Raw genomic sequence first — 19,568 nt, forward strand, 5'->3', positions numbered from 1 at the left:
ATACATTTATGATAGAGCGCCTTTTCTTTTTTTTCTAGAATTTTGTTTCAAATCCCCGAGAACTATTTTACACATAGGATGGTGAAAAGCAACCAAAGCGAATTCAAGTAAAAGACAGGAACATTTTCACATTTGCCGGTCTTTGGGATAAGTGGGTGCAGGACGATAAGGTCTTATTTACATGTACAATCCTTACAAAAGAGGCTAATACATTTATGCGAAATATTCATCATCGGATGCCAGTTATTTTACCAAAAGAGAAGGAAAATGAATGGATTTCACCTATTAAATTTCATCCCGAACAAGCGCATGAATTTATACATTCAATAGAGATGGAAGAATTGACAGCTTATAATGTAGGTTCTTATGTGAATGCTGCAATAAATAATGATGAAATGTGTATTCAACCAATTACATAAGTTTAAAAACAAATGCCAAGTTTTTTAAGGAGAACTTCTGGAAAAATGGATTAATATTGCTTATGATAGGAATAGTTGATTATAATAACAATAGTTGTAAAATAGGTGATTAAATGATACGTGTTTTATTTGTTTGTTTAGGGAATATATGTAGATCGCCAATGGCAGAGGCTATTTTTAGAGACATGGTTTGTAAAGAAAACTTGGCCGATAAAATTGAAGTGGATTCTGGGGGTCTAGGTGAGTGGCACATTGGTAAAGCACCACACAAAGGTACGAGAGATATATTAGATAGTAAGAATATCTCGTACGAAGGCATGGTTGCGAGAAAAGTAAATGTACATGACTTTGAGGATTTTGATTATATTATTGCAATGGATGATCAAAATATGAAAGGTTTAAAGGATTTAGGAAATGCTAATAACCATAAGGCAACCACTGGAAAATTAATGGACTTTATAGAGAATCCTAAAGAAAAAAATGTGCCGGATCCTTACTTTACTGGGAATTTTGATTACGCTTATGAGTTAGTGTTAGAGGGTTGCACCCAATTATTAAACTATATTAAAATGGAACATTCATTGTAAAAGGAGAGATTACTTATGGGTAAAGCTAGATTGATTACAGGAGTGGTTGCAGGTGCAACAGTTGGAGCAATTGTTGCATTACTTGATAAGGATACGAGAGAATATGCAAAAACACATTTGAATTCAGTAAAATCTTGTTCTTCTCATTATATTAAGAATCCATCTGAAGCAGTTCAAACATTCCGTACAACAGTTGATCGTTGGAATGAAACATTAACTAGTGGGGCGGATAATGCAATTAACGCTTTAGAGCAAGTTGAAGAAACAATAAATAAGTTTACGAATAATAAATAGTGGGTAATTTACATAATGTAAAGGGAAGGGAATCGGCGAAAAGCCGATTTTTTTCTGAATAAAGAAAAGTTCCGTTTGACAATAGGAGAGAGGAAATTGGATAATTTAATCATTATGAGTAGACAGTTGTTTAAACGAATGGATGATGTGGATGTTTTTGGATTGGCCGCACAACTAGCTTATTTCTTCTTACTTTCGCTTTTCCCGTTTTTACTGTTTTTACTTAACTTAATCGGATATCTTCCAATTAATGTGGAATCGGTTATGGAAATCATGGACGTTTATGCTCCAGACGAGATTATGACGTTAATTGAATCGAATTTAGATCAATTATTGAGCCAAGCAAATGGGGGATTGCTTTCAATTGGGATTATCGGGACCTTATGGGCTGCTTCCAACGCTATTAATGCTATTATGAAAGCTTTTAACCGTGCCTATGATATCGATGAAGACCGTTCTTTCTTTGTAACAAGGCTAATTGCAATTGTTTTAACAATTGCAATGGTATTAGTTATCGTTGTTTCCTTACTACTCCCTGTATTTGGTCAAATTATTGGTGAATACATTTTTGCATTTGTTGGATTATCGGATAGCTTTTTACAATTGTGGCACACATTAAGATGGGTGTTATCTACCGTTATATTTTTTATCGTATTACTTTTCTTATATAAATTAGCCCCGAATAAACATATTTCTTTTGGAGAAGCAATTTGGGGAACGATTATTGGTACGATTGCATGGCAAGTTGTATCCTATGGTTTTTCTTTTTATGTAAGTACGTTTGCAAATTATTCCGTTAAATACGGAAGTCTAGGTGCAATTATTATTTTAATGATTTGGTTTTATCTACTTGGCGCGATTATTATTATAGGCGGAATTATTAACTCGGTCATTAGTAAGTTTAAGAAAGAAAGAGGAACATTTTTTTAATCATTACAGAATCATAAATTTCAGAAGGCATTCGTTATAATAAACGGATGTCTTTTTTTATTGTTTAGGAAACTATAAAATTTCTTGGTTGTGGATAAGTTTATGTTAAAATTTAACTATTACTGATGGAGAGAACAAAGATGATGAAAAAAGGTACAGGTGTTATAAAAGAAATACTAAAAGATCATTTTGCAGGATTTTGGGATTTGCACGATAGAAGGTTTCCCGAATCTTATCGTAATGATATAAAAGAAACTGTTGAGAAGACCATCAAGTGTGGTACCCGTGATATGGGCTTTGCACGTTATGAATGCTTAGGTTGTGAAGGTAATTCCTTACCTAAATTTGTATGTTTCACTTGTAAAAGTAGACTCTGTCATCGTTGTGGGAAAAAATATACGGATGATTGGTCGGATAAACAACAGGAAATGATTTTTAATGTACCTCATCGTCATATGGTATTTACTATTCCTCAAGAATTAAGGAATGTGTTCTTTGAAGATCGTAAAAAGCTTAATGAATTAAGTAAACAGGTGGCGGAAGTTTTTCAATATCATAATTATCACAGAAGTAAAAAAAGAGGATTACGCTCGGGTATTATTACAGTAATACATACTTTTGGACGTGATTTAAAATTCAACCCCCATATACATGCATTGGTAACAGAAGGGGCATTAGATAATAAGAAAGAGTGGGTATCAAGTGGATATATTCCATATGAGTACTTAAGGAAATCATGGCAAAAAGTAGTGTTAGATTTAGTGAAAAAATGGTTTCCTGGGAATCAAAAAGTGAATGAATTGGTGAATGATTTATACCAAAGATACCCTAAGGGATTTTATGTAAATGCAGAAAAGAAAATAACAAACGCCAAAGGAGTAGCACGGTACATTGGGCGATATTTAGCACGACCAGCAATTGCGGAATACCGTATCGTAGAATATGACGGAGATACGGTCCATTATTGGTATGAAGATCATCGTACTGGTAAAAGAGTAGATAAAAAGATCCCCGTTTACAGGTTTATATTTGAAATACTACAACACGTCCCTCCTAAGCATTTTCGTATGGTTGGTAGATATGGATTGTATAGTAGAAGATCCCATCGAAAAGCACAACAAATATTAAGTTTATATGCGTTCATGAGGACAAAACAAATTTCATTATTACTGGAGACGAAAAGAAAAAAGAAAACATACCGTCAACGAATGATGGAGTCATTTGAAAACGACCCATTTCAATGTCCACATTGTGGAAGACAAATGGACCTTGTAGGAATATGGCATAGTGATTACGGATGGATTTATTACTACATGGAGGAAGTAGAAAAGGAGAGATGTAAAAAATATGGTATTGTCCAACAAAAAAGGACGGGATAATTCGGCAGAAAACTTAGGGTGGTTAAATGAAGACGATCCCTTTGGTTTGAATGAAGAAATAAAGATGGTGATTTTTAAATGTATTGATTGTAATAAAACCGATGAAGTTCCTGAATATATTATCGGTGAATTTAGTGTGGATAAAAAAGAGGGAGAAGAAGTAGAATTACATTGCCCCTACTGTAATGGCACCATGTTAGAAGCGAGAAATATCCCAAGTGATTAATTCTCACTTGGGACGTGATAAGGCGCGTTAGCGCTTTTGTTCCAAATTTGACCAAAATTTGACAGTGCATAAAGGTGTGATGTTTTTCACAACGCAGGATAAAATGAAATGCTTTAATGTACATAGAAAGAATGAGTATTTTACTGGAGGGATCACAATGGGGAAGAAGCCGTCTCCACTTTGGCAACGACTAAATTATTTAAAACCAAAAGAAACGTATTCTAATAAACATAGTCAATTACAAGAAGGTAATCGAGATTGGGAGAACGTTTATCGCAGAAGGTGGCAACATGATAAAGTCATCCGTTCTACACATGGTGTGAACTGTACTGGTTCATGTAGCTGGAATATTTATGTGAAAGACGGAATTGTTACATGGGAAGGTCAAGCATTGGATTATCCGACGACAGGACCTGACATGCCAGAATTTGAACCCCGCGGTTGCCCTAGAGGGGCCAGTTTTTCTTGGTATATCTATAGTCCATTACGTGTGAAATATCCGTATGTTAGAAAAAGATTACTCGACTTATGGAGAGAAGCTTTAGAAGTACATGACAATCCACTAGAAGCTTGGAAGAGTATTGTAGAAGATAAGGAAAAAGCTAAATCCTATAAGCAAGCAAGAGGAAAAGGCGGATTAGTTCGTGCAGATTGGGAAGAAGTAACGAAACTTATAGCAGCATCTTCTTTATATACTGTTGTGAAATATGGTCCGGACCGAAATGTTGGTTTTTCACCAATTCCAGCGATGTCTATGCTTAGTTACGCATCTGGTAGCCGGTTTATGCATCTACTAGGTGGGCAAATGTTAAGTTTTTATGATTGGTATGCTGATTTACCGCCAGCATCTCCGCAAACTTGGGGAGATCAAACGGATGTTCCTGAAAGCTCAGATTGGTTTAATTCTAGTTATATTATGACATGGGGTTCTAATGTTCCACTAACACGTACACCGGATGCTCACTTTTTAGTTGAGGCAAGGTATAAAGGAACAAAAGTTGTCTCAGTTAGTCCAGACTATGCAGAATCAACAAAATTTGCTGATGACTGGTTATCTGTTAAACAAGGGACAGATGGTGCAGTGGCAATGGCGATGGGGCATGTTATTTTAAATGAATTCTATCATAAAAACATGACTCCTTACTTTGAAGATTACGCTCTGACATATACAGATTTCCCATTTTCCGTTCGATTAAAAAAAGAAAATGGAGCTTTTACTGCAGATCGATTTTTACATGCAAAAGATTTAGGAATTGAATCTGAAAATAATGAATGGAAACCAGCGATGTACAACAGTCTTACTGAAGGATTTTCCATTCCACATGGTACGATGGGCTCTCGTTGGGATGAGAAAGGAAAATGGAATTTAAAACTAATTGATGAAAATACAAATGAAAAAATTAAACCTGTTTTAAGTTTTCTTGGAATGGAAGATGAAGTTGTTCTCGTGAATATGCCATACTTTGATGCGGAAACGAGAAAGGTTTTATCTCGTGCAGTTCCGGTTAAAAAAATAGAAATCCAAGGAAAAACCGAATACATTGCAACTGTTTACGACTTAATGCTAGCGAATTATGGAATTGATCGGGGCATTGGTGGAGAGGTTGCCGCGTCTTATGATGAGGTCGCACCATTTTCACCAGCATGGCAAGAACAAATTACTGGAGTTGATCGAAACTTAGTCATTAAGATTGCTCGCGAATTTGCTCAGAATGCAATAGATACTAAGGGTCGTTCCATGATTATTATGGGAGCCGGAATTAACCACTGGTACCATTCCGATACGATTTACCGTGCCATTGTTAACCTAATACTTATGGTTGGAGCACAAGGTGTGAATGGTGGTGGCTGGGCCCACTATGTAGGGCAGGAAAAATTACGTCCCGTAGAAGGATGGTCTACCATTCAATCTGCAAAAGATTGGACCGGACCGGCGAAATTTCAAAATGGAACTTCTTTCTTCTACTTTGCAACAGATCAATGGCGTTATGAAGAAACACCGATTAGTGAACTTACAAGTGCAACGGTTGAAAAGGCTAGGTATGAACATCCAGCAGATTACAATGTTTTAGCTGCACGGTTAGGATGGTTACCTTCTTATCCTACATTTAATAAAAACGGAATTGATTTATACAATGAAGCCATAGATTCTGGATGTGAAACAACGGAACAAATCGGAAATTATGTTGCAAAACAATTAAAAGAAAAGGAATTACAATTCGCGATTGAAGATCCAGATAATCCGGTGAACTTCCCGAGAAACTTATTTGTTTGGAGAGCAAACTTAATTTCAAGTTCCGGAAAAGGGCATGAATATTTCTTGAAACACTTACTTGGAGCCCAACATGGTGTACTAAATGATGATGAAGACAGTATCCGCCCAGAGGAAATTACATGGCGGCAGGAAGCCCCTGAAGGAAAAGTAGATCTTCTTATTAATCTTGATTTCCGGATGGCAGGGACGGCTTTGTATTCAGATATTATTTTGCCGGCATCTACTTGGTATGAAAAACATGATTTATCCAGTACAGACATGCATCCATTTGTGCACCCATTTAACGCAGCCATCTCATCTCCTTGGGAAGCAAAATCGGACTGGGATATTTTCAAAGCATTAGCTAAAGGTGTTTCTGATTTAGCGGAAGAAATCGATATGGATACGATAAAAGAAATTGTTGCTACACCATTAAATCATGATACGAAAGCAGAAATGGCTCAGCCCTTTGGAGAAATCAAAGATTGGTCTAAAGGCGAATGCGAACCAATTCCAGGTAAAACCATGCCACAAATCCATGTAGTGGAACGAGATTATAAAAATATTTATAACAAAATGATATCTCTTGGTCCTAATATTGCAAAAGGGGCGTATGGCGGTAAAGGAATTAATTGGTCCATGGAAAAAGAATATGAACAAGCAAAACGCACATTTGGCACGATAGATAATGGTTCGATTGCCGATGGTTGTCCTGATATTACGAATGCAAAAGACGCATGTGATGCTGTTTTAATGCTCTCATCAACAACAAATGGAAAAGTTGCTGTCAAAGCGTGGGAAGCTTTAGAAGAAAAAACAAACCTACAATTGAGAGATTTGGCTGAAGAGAGAGAAGAAGAATTATTTACGTTTGAAACGATAACCGCCCAACCTAAAACGGTTATTACATCACCAGCATTCAGTGGATCGGAAAAAGGTGGAAGAAGATACTCTCCTTTTACAACCAATATTGAAAGAATGATTCCATTTCGAACCATAACAGGTCGTCAGTCTTACTTTGTCGATCACGAAATGATGAAAGAATTTGGTGAGTCGTTTGCAACATTTAAACCAATTTTGAATCAGAAACCATTTAGTGCCAAACGCCCTGATGTGGAAGGAAAGGAAATAACATTAAATTACCTAACTCCACATAACAAATGGTCCATCCATAGTATGTACTTTGATGCACAGCCAATGTTAACACTATTCCGTGGTGGGCCAACCATTTGGCTAAATAAAGATGATGCGGCTGAAATTGATGTGGAAGATAATGATTGGATTGAATGTTTCAATAGAAACGGTGTTGTCGTAGCAAGAGCGGTTGTTTCTCACCGCATCCCTAGAACGATGGCATTTATGCACCACGCACAGGATCGTCATATTCATACACCAGGAACAAACCTAACGAAAAACCGTGGTGGTACACATAATAGTCCAACTCGTATTCATGTTAAACCAACTCATATGATTGGTGGTTATGCACAATTAAGTTACGGATTTAACTATTATGGACCAACAGGAAACCAACGAGACCTAAATGTAGTAATCCGTAAAATGAAGGAGGTAGATTGGCTTGAGGATTAAAGCGCAAGTCGGAATGGTAATGAATTTGGATAAATGTATTGGTTGTCATACATGTAGTGTGACATGTAAAAATACATGGACCAATCGTCCGGGTGCAGAATACATGTATTTTAATAACGTAGAAACGAAACCAGGCGTTGGTTACCCAAAACAATGGGAAGACCAAGAAAAATATAAAGGTGGCTGGGAGCTTCATAATGGTGAATTACGGTTGAAATCAGGCTCTAAAACGAATCGATTAATGAATTTGTTTTACAATCCGAATCAACCAGAAATGGATGATTACTATGAACCATGGAACTATGATTATGAAACTCTAACAAACAGTAAGGAAAGAAACCACCAACCTGTTGCCCGTGCAAAATCAGCTATCACTGGTGAATTCATGGATCTTGAATGGGGACCAAACTGGGAAGATGACTTAGCTGGAGGACATATTACTGGTTTGCGTGATCCTAACGTTATTCAAATGGAAGAATCTATTAAAACAGAATTTGAAGAAGTATTTATGATGTATCTTCCACGTATTTGCGAACATTGCATTAATGCACCATGTGTGTCATCTTGTCCATCTGGTGCCATGTACAAACGAGATGAAGATGGTATTGTACTTGTTGACCAAAATGCCTGCCGTGCTTGGAGACATTGTACAACTTCTTGTCCATATAAAAAAGTGTATTTTAACTGGAAAACAAATAAAGCAGAAAAATGTACCATGTGTTTCCCAAGAATTGAAAATGGTCAACCAACGATTTGTGCAGAAACTTGTGTGGGTCGTATCCGTTATATCGGTATCATGCTTTATGATGTAGATCGTGTATTGGAAGCGGCGTCCGTTGAAGATGAAAAAGAACTGTACAATGCTCAATTAAACATTTTCCTAGATCCAAACGATCCAGAAGTTATTAAGCAAGCGAAGAAAGATGGAATTCCAATGGACTGGATTGAAGCTGCACAACAATCTCCACTTTATAAAATGATTATTGATTGGAAGATTGCTTTGCCATTACATCCAGAATATAGAACGATGCCAATGGTTTGGTATATTCCACCATTAAGTCCTATTATGAACATGATTGAAGGACAGGGAAGTACAGCTGATACTGCTGATATTTTCCCAGCAATTGATGAAATGCGTATTCCGATTGAATACCTTGCTAACCTGTTGACTGCAGGAGACACAGGCCATATTCGTACGGTACTTAAGAAAATGGCAGTGATGCGCAGCTTTATGAGAGCAGAACAGACTGGTAAAGATTTTGATAAAGACATCATTTCAGAGCTTGGTTTAACGGAAAAAGCAATCAAAGAAATGTATCGTTTATTAGCTATTGCAAAATATGATGATCGATTTGTTATTCCCAAGAGTCATAAAGAAGAAGTAGCGGATCTATACGTAGAACAAGGCGCATGTGGCTTAGACTTTGCTGGGGGACCAGGAAGTTGTGGTGTATTGCATTAATTATTTGAAGGGATGATAGAAAACCCAAATTCTATCATCCTATCTATAAGAGGAGGTTTGATGATGAACTCATTTAACTATCAAATGATTTCCTTTCTTTTATCCTATCCAAGTGAAGAACTAAAAAATATGTTACCTGAACTTAAGAAAGAAATAGAAGAGACCGAAGAAGACTGTTTTAAGGAAAAGGTATTGAGTTTCATTCAAGAAATTGAAGGTAGATCATTAGATGATTGGGTGACCCATTATATAGAGCATTTTGATTTTGGAAAACTAACGAACCTTTATGTGACCTATTTAAAATTAGGCGAGCAAAGAGAACGAGGATTAGAGCTATTAAAACTAAAAAAATATTACGAGGCACATGGTTTTGACGTAACAGATAAAGAATTGCCAGATTATTTACCACTCATGTTAGAATTTTGTGCTCATGTTCCTGTGGAAATAAGTAATGAATTGCTTCAAATGCATGATAAAGCAATAGCTGAAATCCACGGCAAATTAAAGGAACAAGATAGTTTCTACTCTCTTTTATTTGATGCGCTCGAGCTTACGTTTTCAGCTCAATATTAGGAGGGGATAAAGATGGATTTGCTATTATGGGGAATATTTCCATATATTATATTAACCATTTTTATTGGTGGACATATTTATCGTTATCAAAAAGACCAATTCGGATGGACAACGAAATCAAGTGAATTTTTAGAGAAAAAAAGTCTAAGAATTGGTTCACTATTATTTCATTGGGGAATAATATTCGTATTCGGTGGTCATGTATTAGGATTGATTATACCTGTAGGATTATATAATGCTTTAGGAATTACGGAGCATATGTATCATATGGTAGCCATAAGCTTTGGAGTACCAGCTGGAATTGCTGCTTTTGTAGGAATTTTCCTTTTAACCTATCGTCGAATGAGTGTGAAACGGATAAAAGCGACTACTTCGCCGAGTGACTGGGTATCATTGTTTTTTATTCTATTAGCCATTGCAACTGGACTTATTGCGACTACTTTTAATGTTGATCCTAATGGGTTTGACTACAGAACAACGATTGCACCTTGGTTGAGAGGTTTATTTATTTTTAATGTACAGCCCGAACTAATGGCAACTGTACCTATTTGGTTTAAAATACACATCTACTGCACATTTGCATTATACGCTGCTTGGCCATTCACTAGATTGGTGCATGCATTTAGCTTCCCAATTCGTTATTTAAGCAGAAGCTATGTTATCTATAAACGAAGAATCCCAACGAATAAAGAAAGTTATTGATAAACTAAAAAGAGGTTGGGACATAACGAAATGTTTAACTCAAAAATCGAACAATCCCACAGAATTAGCGGAGGAAATATACGTAGACTCCTGCGGGAAAAAAGGCCTGGGTGAGACCCCGCAGTGCGTTAGCGCGAGGAGGCTCACCAGCCGCCCGCGGAAAGCGAAGTATATTTCCGGAGCGGTTTATCTACTCCATAACTTCTGTAAAGTTCGGATTTTCCTTTTGATAAAACATTTTTTCCCAACCTCGAAATACTATTATTGTAATTCATTAAAGGAAGATTCTCATGAGTAAATGGTTTTATTGGAATACAGCATTATTGGTCATTGTAATCGTTCGAGTGGTTACGTATTTTTCATTTCCTAAATTAACGTTACCAATTATTTTCGGATTGATTGGTTTTTTATTTTTCTTATTTAACTGGACGAGAAATGCAGTATTTTCCACGATTCGAAATGTAGATGATCGGAAAACGAAAATTAAGCTGGCTAATTTGTCTAAAAAAGTGATGCCTTTTCACCGCTATACAGGGACGATTGCGCTTGTCATTATTATGATTCATGTTTTCTTTATTGGATATTGGTACGGCTTTTCATTTACCAATATTAAAATGATTTTTGGATTATTGGCGTTGATTAATTTGATTTTTATGGTCATGACTGGTTGGTGGAGACTAATGAAACCAACCGGAAAATTACGTAGAATTCATTTACGATTGGGAATCTCTTTGTTTTTCCTCATAACACTGCACGTGTTATTTTAATATCCCCGGATTAAGAATATATAGACAGGAAGTGATAAAGTATGATCATGAAAATAGATTCTCCCCTCGATTATTATGAAGACATTAGAGAAACGATTATTGATGGCGATACAGAAAAGGTAAAAGAAAAAATAAAAGAATTGGAAATCCATCTCGAGCAGCAAAATTTAACAGTCGAAGAGCAATTCTATGCTTTAAGCACGTTAGGTAAATTTTATTGTAAAGTTAAAAATTATGATAAAGCAGGGGACTATTGTCGCAGGTCGCTTCGTTTGTCAAAAAAAATAGAAAATAACCATTTAGAAATGATCATTGATACATACTTGGATTATGCTTATTTAGAGATGGAGTATGGTCAAGAATCTAATGCACGAATGGAACTTGCTAAATTATTAGCGGTATTAGATAACCATGAATATCGAGATCCGTATACGTATGGAACGATTTTCAGCAGTTTAGCTAGAGTTTCTTTAATGGAAGAAAATATAGAGAACGGAATGAAACAGTATGAAAAAGCAGTGAATTACTTTAGAGAGTCATTAACTGAAACTCATCCCGTACTGTTATCAACTATTTATGAATTATCTGACATATATATCAAAATAGAAGATTATCAAAGTGCCTTAAAGCTACACAAACAATTGATGGAAGCTTATCAAATGAATAATAATAAACGTTTAGAGGCTAGGGAATTATTAAAAATAGGTGAGATTCACTTTTATATTGATCTAAAAGAAGCAAGAAAAATAATTACAGATGCAATTAAGTTAATGGCCAAGTTACCTGAAGAAAATCCTTTAGACATGTCAAAAGCGGTTTTAATGTTAGCAGAAATTGATGAAAATATGGGGAATTTCCCCAGAGCAATTAATTATTACAAACAAGCACTGAACGAATTATTAAAAATATATGAAGAAAGTCATTTCATGATTGTTTATATTTATTCAAAAATCGGTACTATTTCTATCCGGACGTTTAAATTAGATCAGGCAAAGGAATACCTGGAAAGAGGATTACCATTATCTAACGCGTTTCCCAAAATTCGCATGCAATTTCTATACGCATTAGGAAAAATATACTCTGATAAAAAAGATTATGGTGAAGCACAGAAAGTATTTGATGAGTTTTTACAAAGTTTGGAACAAGAAGGGCGTAAAAATTCTATAGCCTATGGAAATACGTTACAGGCAATTGCATTTAATCATTTAGAGCAAGAAAATGTAGAACTTGCTTTTACGCATTACCAAGATGCACTAGCAATCTATGAAAAGATTCCGAACTGTAGAGACGAAAAAGGGCTAACATATATTCGATTAGCATACTGTTATGAAAATCTACCTAATCAAGATTTGAATAAGGCGGAGATATGTTACGTAAAAGGATTTAATATGATAGAAAAGACTCGTAATCAAGAACTGTTAGAAGAATCTTTAGCAGGAATCATCGAATTTTATAACAGAAATAATCAGCCATCAAAAAGAAAAATGTATGAAGATAAATTTGTGAAATTAGTAAATAAGAAAAAATGACATATTCATGAAATAAGTTCTATATTAATCATAATGATGTATTAATAGACTAAGTGACATTTTTAACAGATAAGCCAGATACAATAATATATACTATTCTTATGATAGATAAAAGGAACCACCCCTAAAAGGAGAGATCCAAAGTGTCAGTTATTACAGATAAATTCGGTCGCCCGTTAAAGGATCTTCGTATCTCTGTTATTGATCGTTGTAATTTTAGATGCACCTATTGTATGCCGAAAGAGATTTTTGGCAGGGATTTTGTATTTATGCCTAGAGAACAATTATTAAGCTTTGAAGAAATAGAGCGGTTAGCTAAAATTTTTGTAGATCTAGGTGTTAGAAAAATTAGATTAACCGGTGGAGAGCCCCTTATGAGAAGGGATTTGCCAACATTAATTAGTAAATTAACCAAAATCGATCAGTTGGAAGACATCGGATTAACAACAAATGGTTCTTTATTAGGTCATTTAGCTGAAAAATTAAAAGAAGCTGGACTTAAGCGTGTCAATGTAAGTTTGGATGCATTAGATGACGAATTATTCAAATCTATTAATGATAGTGGTGTAGGACCGGAACGTGTTCTTAAAGGGATCCAGAAAGCAAAAGAAGTTGGACTTGAAGTGAAAGTGAATATGGTCGTTAAAAAAGGAATGAATGATCACCAGGTTGTTCCTATGGCGGCTTATTTTAAAGAACAAGGAATCATATTAAGATACATTGAATTTATGGATGTCGGACAAACAAATTCCTGGGATTTTAGTAAAGTTATTACGAAAAAACAAATTTACGAACAGTTAAACGAACAATTTGACTTGGAACCAGTTGATCCGGATTATCTTGGTGAAGTTGCTAAACGTTATCGTTATGTAGGAACGAATACAGAAGTAGGTTTTATCACTTCTGTTTCGGAATCATTTTGTTCTACTTGTACAAGAGCAAGAATTGCAGCGGATGGAAAAATGTATACTTGCTTATTTGCTGAAAATGGGTTTGATTTTCGAGAGCTTTTACGTTCGGATAAATCGGATCTGGAGATTAAAGATGAAGTGATACGTATATGGAATAATCGTACGGACCGATATTCCGATGAACGGACAGAAGAATCAGCAAAAAGTAGAAGCAAAATTGAAATGTCTTATATTGGCGGATAGAAAGGGAACAAGTAGATGGAAAGATATTCACGGCAAATGTTATTTAAGCCAATTGGAAAAGTAGGACAACAAAAAATATCCGAAAAACATGTGCTTATTCTTGGTTGTGGCGCTCTTGGTTCCGCAAACGCAGATAACTTAGCTCGTGCTGGTGTAGGTAAATTAACACTGATTGATCGGGATTATGTGGAAATAAGTAATTTACAAAGACAGCAACTATATACAGAACAAGATGTCTACAACCAAATACCAAAAGCTATTGCAGCAAAGAAAAGATTACAAGAGATTAATTCAGAGATTGACATAGAAGCACATGTCATGGATGCCTCGGTAACGTCTCTGGAACCTTTATTAACAGGTATCGATTTGGTTATGGATGCAACCGATAATTTTGATACCCGGTTTTTACTTAATGATATGTTACAAAAGTATTCTATTCCCTGGATTTTTGGTTCATGTGTAGGAAGTACGGGAATGAGTTATACGATTTTACCTAATCAAACACCATGTCTAAGATGTTTACTAGATGCAATTCCCGTTTCCGGAGCTACATGTGATTCAGTCGGCATTATTTCACCTGCAGTTCAGATGGTAGTTGCTCATCAAACAACAGAAGCCCTAAAAATTTTAATCGAAAATCAAAAATCTCTACGTACCTCACTAGTTACTTTTGATTTATGGAATAATCACTACCATATGATGAAGGTAGATAGGGCGAAAAAACAGACTTGCCCAGCTTGTGGAGAAAATCCAAATTATCCAGCTTTAGATTATCAATCTACAACCAAATCAGAAGTGCTTTGTGGAAGAAATACAGTTCAAATTAGGACATCCCAAAAGCAAAATTTAAATCTATTAAAAGAACGTTTGGAAAGAATTGCGCCAGTAAAAGTAAATGACTTTTTAATTTCTATTGAATATGAGTCTTATCGACTTGTTTTCTTTCAAGATGGTAGAACGTTAATACATGGGACCAATTCTATTGAAAAAGCGAAAAGTATCTATTATCAGTTAGCAGGATGAAGGTGAATAACGTGGTAGAAAGAAGAAAACCAATAAAAGTGAATGAAGCTATTTCCCGAGTGATGAACTTTGCAACAAGTGGAAAGGTAGAATATGTTCCGATAGAAGACAGTTATGGCCGTTTTTTAGGAGAAGATTTAATCGCCGATCATCATGTACCTCCATTTGATCGTTCCCCATACGATGGATTTGCTATACGCTCTATAGACACAATAGCGGCTTCCAGTGCCAATCCCATCGAGTTAGAAGTAGTTGGAGAAATTGGTGCAGGAAGTGTTTTTGAAGATACAGTAACGGAAGGTCAAGTGGTTCGGATCATGACAGGTGCACAAATTCCCGATGGTTGTGATGCAGTTGTTATGTTTGAAGTGGTGAAAGAGTTTGAGAATGATAATAAGTCTTTTATCCAATTGAAAAGAAATGTGAAGTCCGGTGACAATATTTCTTTTACCGGAGAAGATACGAAAAAAGGAACATCTCTTGTTAGGAAGGGTACCTTTATTAATCCTGGTATTGTTGCGTTACTTGCGACATTCGGTTATAAAAAGGTTCCAGTAAGTAAGAAACCTAAAATTGGAATCATAGCTACTGGAAGTGAATTATTAGGTGTTGATGAGCCGTTACAACCAGGAAAAATTAGAAATAGTAATGCTTTCATGGTTCAATCACAAATTATTCGTGCGGGTGGAGAGCCTATCTATTTTGGTCAGTTTAGTGATGAGTTTGAAACATGCTTTAACCAAGTCGCAAATGCTCTGAGTCAAGTGGATATTTTAATAACAACAGGTGGAGTATCTGTTGGTGATTATGATTATTTACCGGAAATATATAACAAGCTACATGCCAATGTTTTATTTAATAAAATTGGGATGAGACCAGGGAGTGTAACAACGGTTGCTGAAATAGAAGGAAAGCTATTATATGGTCTTTCTGGAAATCCTTCTGCTTGCTATGTTGGTTTTGAACTTTATACTCGACCTATCATTCGAACTTTCTTACATCATACAAATGCATTTTTGAAAAAAGAAGTTGCCATTCTTGGGTCTGATTTTCCTAAGCCCAATCCATTTGATCGTTTTGTTCGAGGTCATTTAACTTATGAAAGTGGTCGTTTAGTTGCAACACCGGTCGGTTTAGACAAGTCAAACGTTGTTTCCTCTTTAGCTGAAGCTAATATTCTTATTGTCCTACCAGGGGGGACACGTGGATATGAGGCTGGAATGGAGGTTTCTGTTATATTATTAGAAGACCAAGAAGGTACTACAATGGAAAAATTTACAACAATGGATGTAAATACGAGAAGGAGTCAGAGAAAATATGACTGATTCATTATTTGAAATCGTTGAAGAGCCTATTGATGTAGAAGCGATTATTGAAAAAGTGAAAAGAAGAGAAGCAGGGGCTATTACTACTTTTATGGGTACTGTACGTGAATGGACGAAGGGAAAGCGTACCGTCTATTTGAAATATCAGGCGTATAAACCAATGGCAGTAAAAATGCTTACTAAAATCGGTGATGAAATAGAAGAAAAGTGGCCCAACACAAAGGTTGCTATTACTCATCGTATTGGGCATCTAGATATTTCTGATCTTGCAGTCGTCATTGCTGTGTCTTCTCCACATCGAAAAGCAGCATACGAAGCAAATGAATATGCCATTGAACGCATTAAACAAATAGTACCGATATGGAAGAAGGAACATTGGGAAGATGGCGAAACATGGATAGGAGATCAATTGGAAACCGCTGCCTACCCAAGCGGAAGTCCAAATATAAAGGATGTGTAAAGATGATTCATATTTTATTATTTGCTGATTTACAAGAAAAGGTAGGGAAGGATCAACTGGAATTGGAGGAAGAATCCATCTCAGTTAAGGAGTTAAAAAAGAAAATAAAAAATGAATATGGTCTATTACAATTAGACCAAGTAATGACGGCAATAAATGAAGAATATGCAATGGAAAATGATATTGTTAAATCTGGAGATACAGTTGCATTTATTCCCCCAGTTAGTGGTGGTTAAATGTTTGTTTTACAAATCGTCGGCTATAAAAATAGTGGAAAAACGACCTTAACAACAAAACTTATAGAGTATTTTACATCGATTGGAGTTCGAACAGCATCGTTGAAACACCATGGCCATGGTGGGGTACCAGAAGGAATAGGTAGTACAGATAGTGAAAAACATCGGAGTGCTGGATCTTTAATTGCAGGTGTAGAGGGAGATGGGTTATTTCAATTATCCAAGAAAAACTGGAAACTAAGTGAAATGATTGAAATTTACAAAATCATGCAGGTAGATTTATTATTAATCGAAGGATTTAAAAAGGAAAAATATCCAAAAATCGTGCTAATAAGTCAAGAAGAGGACATTAGATTAGTTGAAGAAGTTAGTAATATTAAGGTTGTCATCAGTAGAATTCCTTTAACACAGAATTTCTGTCCTTTTCCTTTATTTCATATTACAGAGATGGAAAGGATTTACCAATGGATATGGAAAGAAATGAGATTAAAAGAATAAAAAAAGAAATAACATTTTATACGTTAGGAAATATAAAATGTTAGCGGGAAGTGAACCGACAAAGTAAAAATGTTAAAAGCCTAAGTATAAGAAAAACTAACACATTCGCTAAAGAACTAGTGAATGCGAGTTTTTCTAATCTCTTAATTAATATTGCATATTTCGATTGGGCAATTTTCACAGCCTATTTTTGCTCGTAAATAATCGATATCTTTTAATAGTATTTTACCACTTTTATCCATTGATATAACATCTAATTTTCTTAATTCAACAAGCATTCTATTGACACTTTCCCGAGTTGCGGCACAAAATTTAGCTAATTCTTGATTAGTTAAAACTAGATCAATTAATATTCCTTCGTCCTTTACAACTCCGTAACTATTGGAAAGACGGATAAGGGTGGAATATAAGGCACCTTTCTTCCCGTTTAATAATAGATCCCTTATTTTGGACTGATATTTTCTCATGTGATTACTGGTCCATTTTAAATATTCAAACGTTAACTCATTATTGGTCATAAGTGCCTTTTCTAACATTTCTTTCTGTATAACATGAACCTCACCACGTTCCATAACTTTTGCACTTAGTATATATTTGGGGTCATTACAGAATAAAGTTAATTCACCAATAATATCGTTATGTTTACAAATTCGTAAAATCATTTCTTTACCATCGGCAGTTAACTTTGAGATTTGGACGAGTCCTGATTTAATGATAAAAATTTCTTCTGCTTCGGTACCCTCATGGAAAAGATAGGTTTCCTCATCCATCACCTTTTGGGTACTGATGGAATTTAATAGTGCCCGGAGATCTGGAGAAATTAAATCTTCTTCCGTTTTCGCATCTAATAACACACTTGTTTGCAAATCTTTCATCTCCTTTGATTGCAAATGGAACGTATGGAATCATTAGTCTGCATAACTAACAATTTCCTACCATTATTTTATCATTGAATAAAAATGATTTTGGAACTTTTCGGTTACGAATTTGTGAATCTTTTATATGGAATGGGGTTTTATTATGAAAGATAAAATAATAGGTATTGTACTTTCTGGAGGGCAATCAAGAAGATTTGGTTCTCCAAAAGCTTTTGCGAGGAAGGATGGAAAATATTTTTATCAATACTCTATTGATGCTTTGAGTAGTGTTGTGGATTCTTTCGTATTGGTTACGAACCCAACCCTAATAGGTAAATTTCTTTATGAGCAAGAAGTGAATTTTGCTATAATAACAGATAAGAAGGAGTATGAGGGATTAGGCCCCTTAGCAGGTATTTTTAGTGGAATGGAATATATACGAGGGGATTGGTATGTGATCTCTCCCATTGATGTTCCCTTTATTAATGGAAATATATTCCAATCATTACTTTTACATAGGGACAAAAATATTGACGCCATAATCCCAGTGGTTTCGGGTAAAATTCAACCACTCCTTTCCATCTATCACTATCGTGTGAAAAGACTTATTCAACTTCAACTCAAGAGTAATACATTATCTGTTCAAGAGCTATTAAAAAAATGCAGAGTAAAGTATGTTTCGATGGAGGAAGAAAAGGCTTTTTATAATATAAATAGAAGATCGGACTATGAGAAATGGATTGAAACTGAAGAATAAAATGAGGATAGGGAGTGTTCAAGATGCTGGCAGATCATCGGAAACATGCATCACAACATATTTCATGTGCTGTCATTACGGTTAGTGATACAAGAATTAAAACTACGGATAAAAGTGGTAAAAAAATAAAGGAATTTTTACAAAAATATGATCATCAAGTCAATCTTTATCAAATAGTACCTGATGAAGGTGATCAAATACGACTAGCTGTGGAAAAAGCGATTTATAGTGAAAAGATAGATGCAGTTATTGTAAATGGAGGGACAGGTATCTCTCATCGTGATGTAACCATTGAATCGATTGAGCCATTATTTGACAAACAACTGCCAGGCTTTGGTGAATTATTCCGATATTTAAGTTTTCAACATGATATTGGCACAGCGAGTATTCTATCTAGAGCAACTTGTGGCGTTGCGAATCATTGTGTTATATTTTCAATTCCAGGATCGACCGGTGCGGTTACACTAGCAATGGAACAAATCATCTTACCTGAGTTAGGGCATATCGTTAAAGAGATTCATAAAGATATAGGTCGTTAAAAAGGAGCCG

20 protein-coding genes and 1 pseudogene are annotated in these 19,568 nt (G+C 35.4%); 20 read left to right on the top strand and 1 reads right to left on the bottom strand.

Annotated features, from left to right (window positions below; all coding sequences use genetic code 11):
• Positions 1-92: 92 nt before the first annotated feature.
• The 18 genes and pseudogenes from ACFQ18_RS04390 to mobB form a co-directional block, all read left to right on the top strand.
• Positions 93-419, top strand: a pseudogene (locus ACFQ18_RS04390) (SOS response-associated peptidase family protein); the annotation flags it as partial.
• 113 nt (positions 420-532) lie between these two features.
• Positions 533-1,006, top strand: a complete 474-nt coding sequence (locus ACFQ18_RS04395) for a low molecular weight protein-tyrosine-phosphatase (RefSeq protein WP_047185709.1) — start codon at positions 533-535, stop codon at positions 1,004-1,006.
• A gap of 15 nt (positions 1,007-1,021) precedes the next feature.
• Positions 1,022-1,300, top strand: coding sequence for a YtxH domain-containing protein (locus tag ACFQ18_RS04400; protein WP_047185708.1), 279 nt, complete (start codon positions 1,022-1,024; stop codon positions 1,298-1,300).
• Positions 1,301-1,396: 96 nt separating this feature from the next.
• Entirely contained in the window at positions 1,397-2,230 is an 834-nt protein-coding gene (locus ACFQ18_RS04405; protein ID WP_204798839.1) for a YihY/virulence factor BrkB family protein, read from the top strand.
• Between the two features lie 140 nt (positions 2,231-2,370).
• Entirely contained in the window at positions 2,371-3,609 is a 1,239-nt protein-coding gene (locus ACFQ18_RS04410) for an IS91 family transposase (protein WP_052771705.1), read from the top strand.
• Complete coding sequence (locus tag ACFQ18_RS04415) at positions 3,578-3,835, top strand: hypothetical protein (protein ID WP_047185117.1); 258 nt, start codon at positions 3,578-3,580, stop codon at positions 3,833-3,835. Before ACFQ18_RS04410 ends, ACFQ18_RS04415 begins: the two co-directional genes overlap by 32 nt.
• 157 nt (positions 3,836-3,992) lie before the next feature.
• The gene (locus ACFQ18_RS04420) at positions 3,993-7,676 is read left to right on the top strand and encodes a nitrate reductase subunit alpha (RefSeq protein ID WP_204797845.1); all 3,684 of its coding nucleotides are present in this window, start codon (positions 3,993-3,995) and stop codon (positions 7,674-7,676) included.
• Positions 7,666-9,138 carry a nitrate reductase subunit beta gene (gene narH, locus ACFQ18_RS04425; RefSeq protein WP_204797844.1) on the top strand — a complete coding sequence of 491 codons (1,473 nt, stop codon included), beginning with the start codon at positions 7,666-7,668 and terminating at the stop codon, positions 9,136-9,138. Before ACFQ18_RS04420 ends, narH begins: the two co-directional genes overlap by 11 nt.
• Before the next feature lie 63 nt (positions 9,139-9,201).
• Positions 9,202-9,711 (top strand): nitrate reductase molybdenum cofactor assembly chaperone, encoded by a 510-nt coding sequence (gene narJ / locus ACFQ18_RS04430; protein ID WP_052771784.1) that lies wholly within the window; start codon positions 9,202-9,204, stop codon positions 9,709-9,711.
• A 12-nt stretch (positions 9,712-9,723) separates the two neighbouring features.
• The gene (narI, locus tag ACFQ18_RS04435) at positions 9,724-10,413 is read left to right on the top strand and encodes a respiratory nitrate reductase subunit gamma (protein ID WP_204797843.1); all 690 of its coding nucleotides are present in this window, start codon (positions 9,724-9,726) and stop codon (positions 10,411-10,413) included.
• A 290-nt stretch (positions 10,414-10,703) separates the two neighbouring features.
• The gene (locus ACFQ18_RS04440; protein ID WP_047186286.1) at positions 10,704-11,180 is read left to right on the top strand and encodes a hypothetical protein; all 477 of its coding nucleotides are present in this window, start codon (positions 10,704-10,706) and stop codon (positions 11,178-11,180) included.
• A 41-nt stretch (positions 11,181-11,221) separates the two neighbouring features.
• Positions 11,222-12,709 (top strand): tetratricopeptide repeat protein, encoded by a 1,488-nt coding sequence (locus ACFQ18_RS04445; RefSeq protein WP_047186285.1) that lies wholly within the window; start codon positions 11,222-11,224, stop codon positions 12,707-12,709.
• Positions 12,710-12,852: 143 nt separating this feature from the next.
• A complete protein-coding gene (gene moaA, locus ACFQ18_RS04450) occupies positions 12,853-13,863 on the top strand; it encodes a GTP 3',8-cyclase MoaA (protein ID WP_047186284.1) in 1,011 nt (336 codons plus the stop codon).
• 15 nt (positions 13,864-13,878) lie between these two features.
• The gene (locus ACFQ18_RS04455) at positions 13,879-14,886 is read left to right on the top strand and encodes a MoeB/ThiF family adenylyltransferase (protein ID WP_047186283.1); all 1,008 of its coding nucleotides are present in this window, start codon (positions 13,879-13,881) and stop codon (positions 14,884-14,886) included.
• Positions 14,883-16,211, top strand: a complete 1,329-nt coding sequence (locus ACFQ18_RS04460; RefSeq protein ID WP_244987034.1) for a molybdopterin molybdotransferase MoeA — start codon at positions 14,883-14,885, stop codon at positions 16,209-16,211. The genes ACFQ18_RS04455 and ACFQ18_RS04460 overlap by 4 nt, the downstream gene beginning before the upstream one ends.
• Positions 16,204-16,671, top strand: coding sequence for a molybdenum cofactor biosynthesis protein MoaE (locus ACFQ18_RS04465; RefSeq protein WP_047186281.1), 468 nt, complete (start codon positions 16,204-16,206; stop codon positions 16,669-16,671). Before ACFQ18_RS04460 ends, ACFQ18_RS04465 begins: the two co-directional genes overlap by 8 nt.
• 2 nt (positions 16,672-16,673) lie before the next feature.
• Positions 16,674-16,907, top strand: coding sequence for a molybdopterin converting factor subunit 1 (gene moaD / locus ACFQ18_RS04470; RefSeq protein ID WP_047186280.1), 234 nt, complete (start codon positions 16,674-16,676; stop codon positions 16,905-16,907).
• Positions 16,908-17,405 (top strand): molybdopterin-guanine dinucleotide biosynthesis protein B, encoded by a 498-nt coding sequence (gene mobB / locus ACFQ18_RS04475; RefSeq protein WP_047186279.1) that lies wholly within the window; start codon positions 16,908-16,910, stop codon positions 17,403-17,405. It begins immediately after the preceding gene.
• A gap of 143 nt (positions 17,406-17,548) precedes the next feature.
• Here mobB and ACFQ18_RS04480 read toward each other — a convergent pair whose 3' ends face one another.
• Positions 17,549-18,175, bottom strand: a complete 627-nt coding sequence (locus ACFQ18_RS04480) for a Crp/Fnr family transcriptional regulator (RefSeq protein ID WP_370447408.1) — start codon at positions 18,173-18,175, stop codon at positions 17,549-17,551.
• Between the two features lie 250 nt (positions 18,176-18,425).
• Between ACFQ18_RS04480 and mobA the strand changes: the two genes are divergently transcribed.
• Positions 18,426-19,019 (top strand): molybdenum cofactor guanylyltransferase, encoded by a 594-nt coding sequence (gene mobA, locus ACFQ18_RS04485; RefSeq protein WP_047186277.1) that lies wholly within the window; start codon positions 18,426-18,428, stop codon positions 19,017-19,019.
• Positions 19,020-19,042: 23 nt separating this feature from the next.
• Complete coding sequence (locus ACFQ18_RS04490) at positions 19,043-19,558, top strand: MogA/MoaB family molybdenum cofactor biosynthesis protein (RefSeq protein ID WP_047186276.1); 516 nt, start codon at positions 19,043-19,045, stop codon at positions 19,556-19,558.
• Positions 19,559-19,568: the final 10 nt, after the last annotated feature.

This window comes from Oceanobacillus caeni, from assembly GCF_042678465.1.
In the GTDB taxonomy this organism is placed as follows: domain Bacteria; phylum Bacillota; class Bacilli; order Bacillales; family Amphibacillaceae; genus Oceanobacillus; species Oceanobacillus caeni.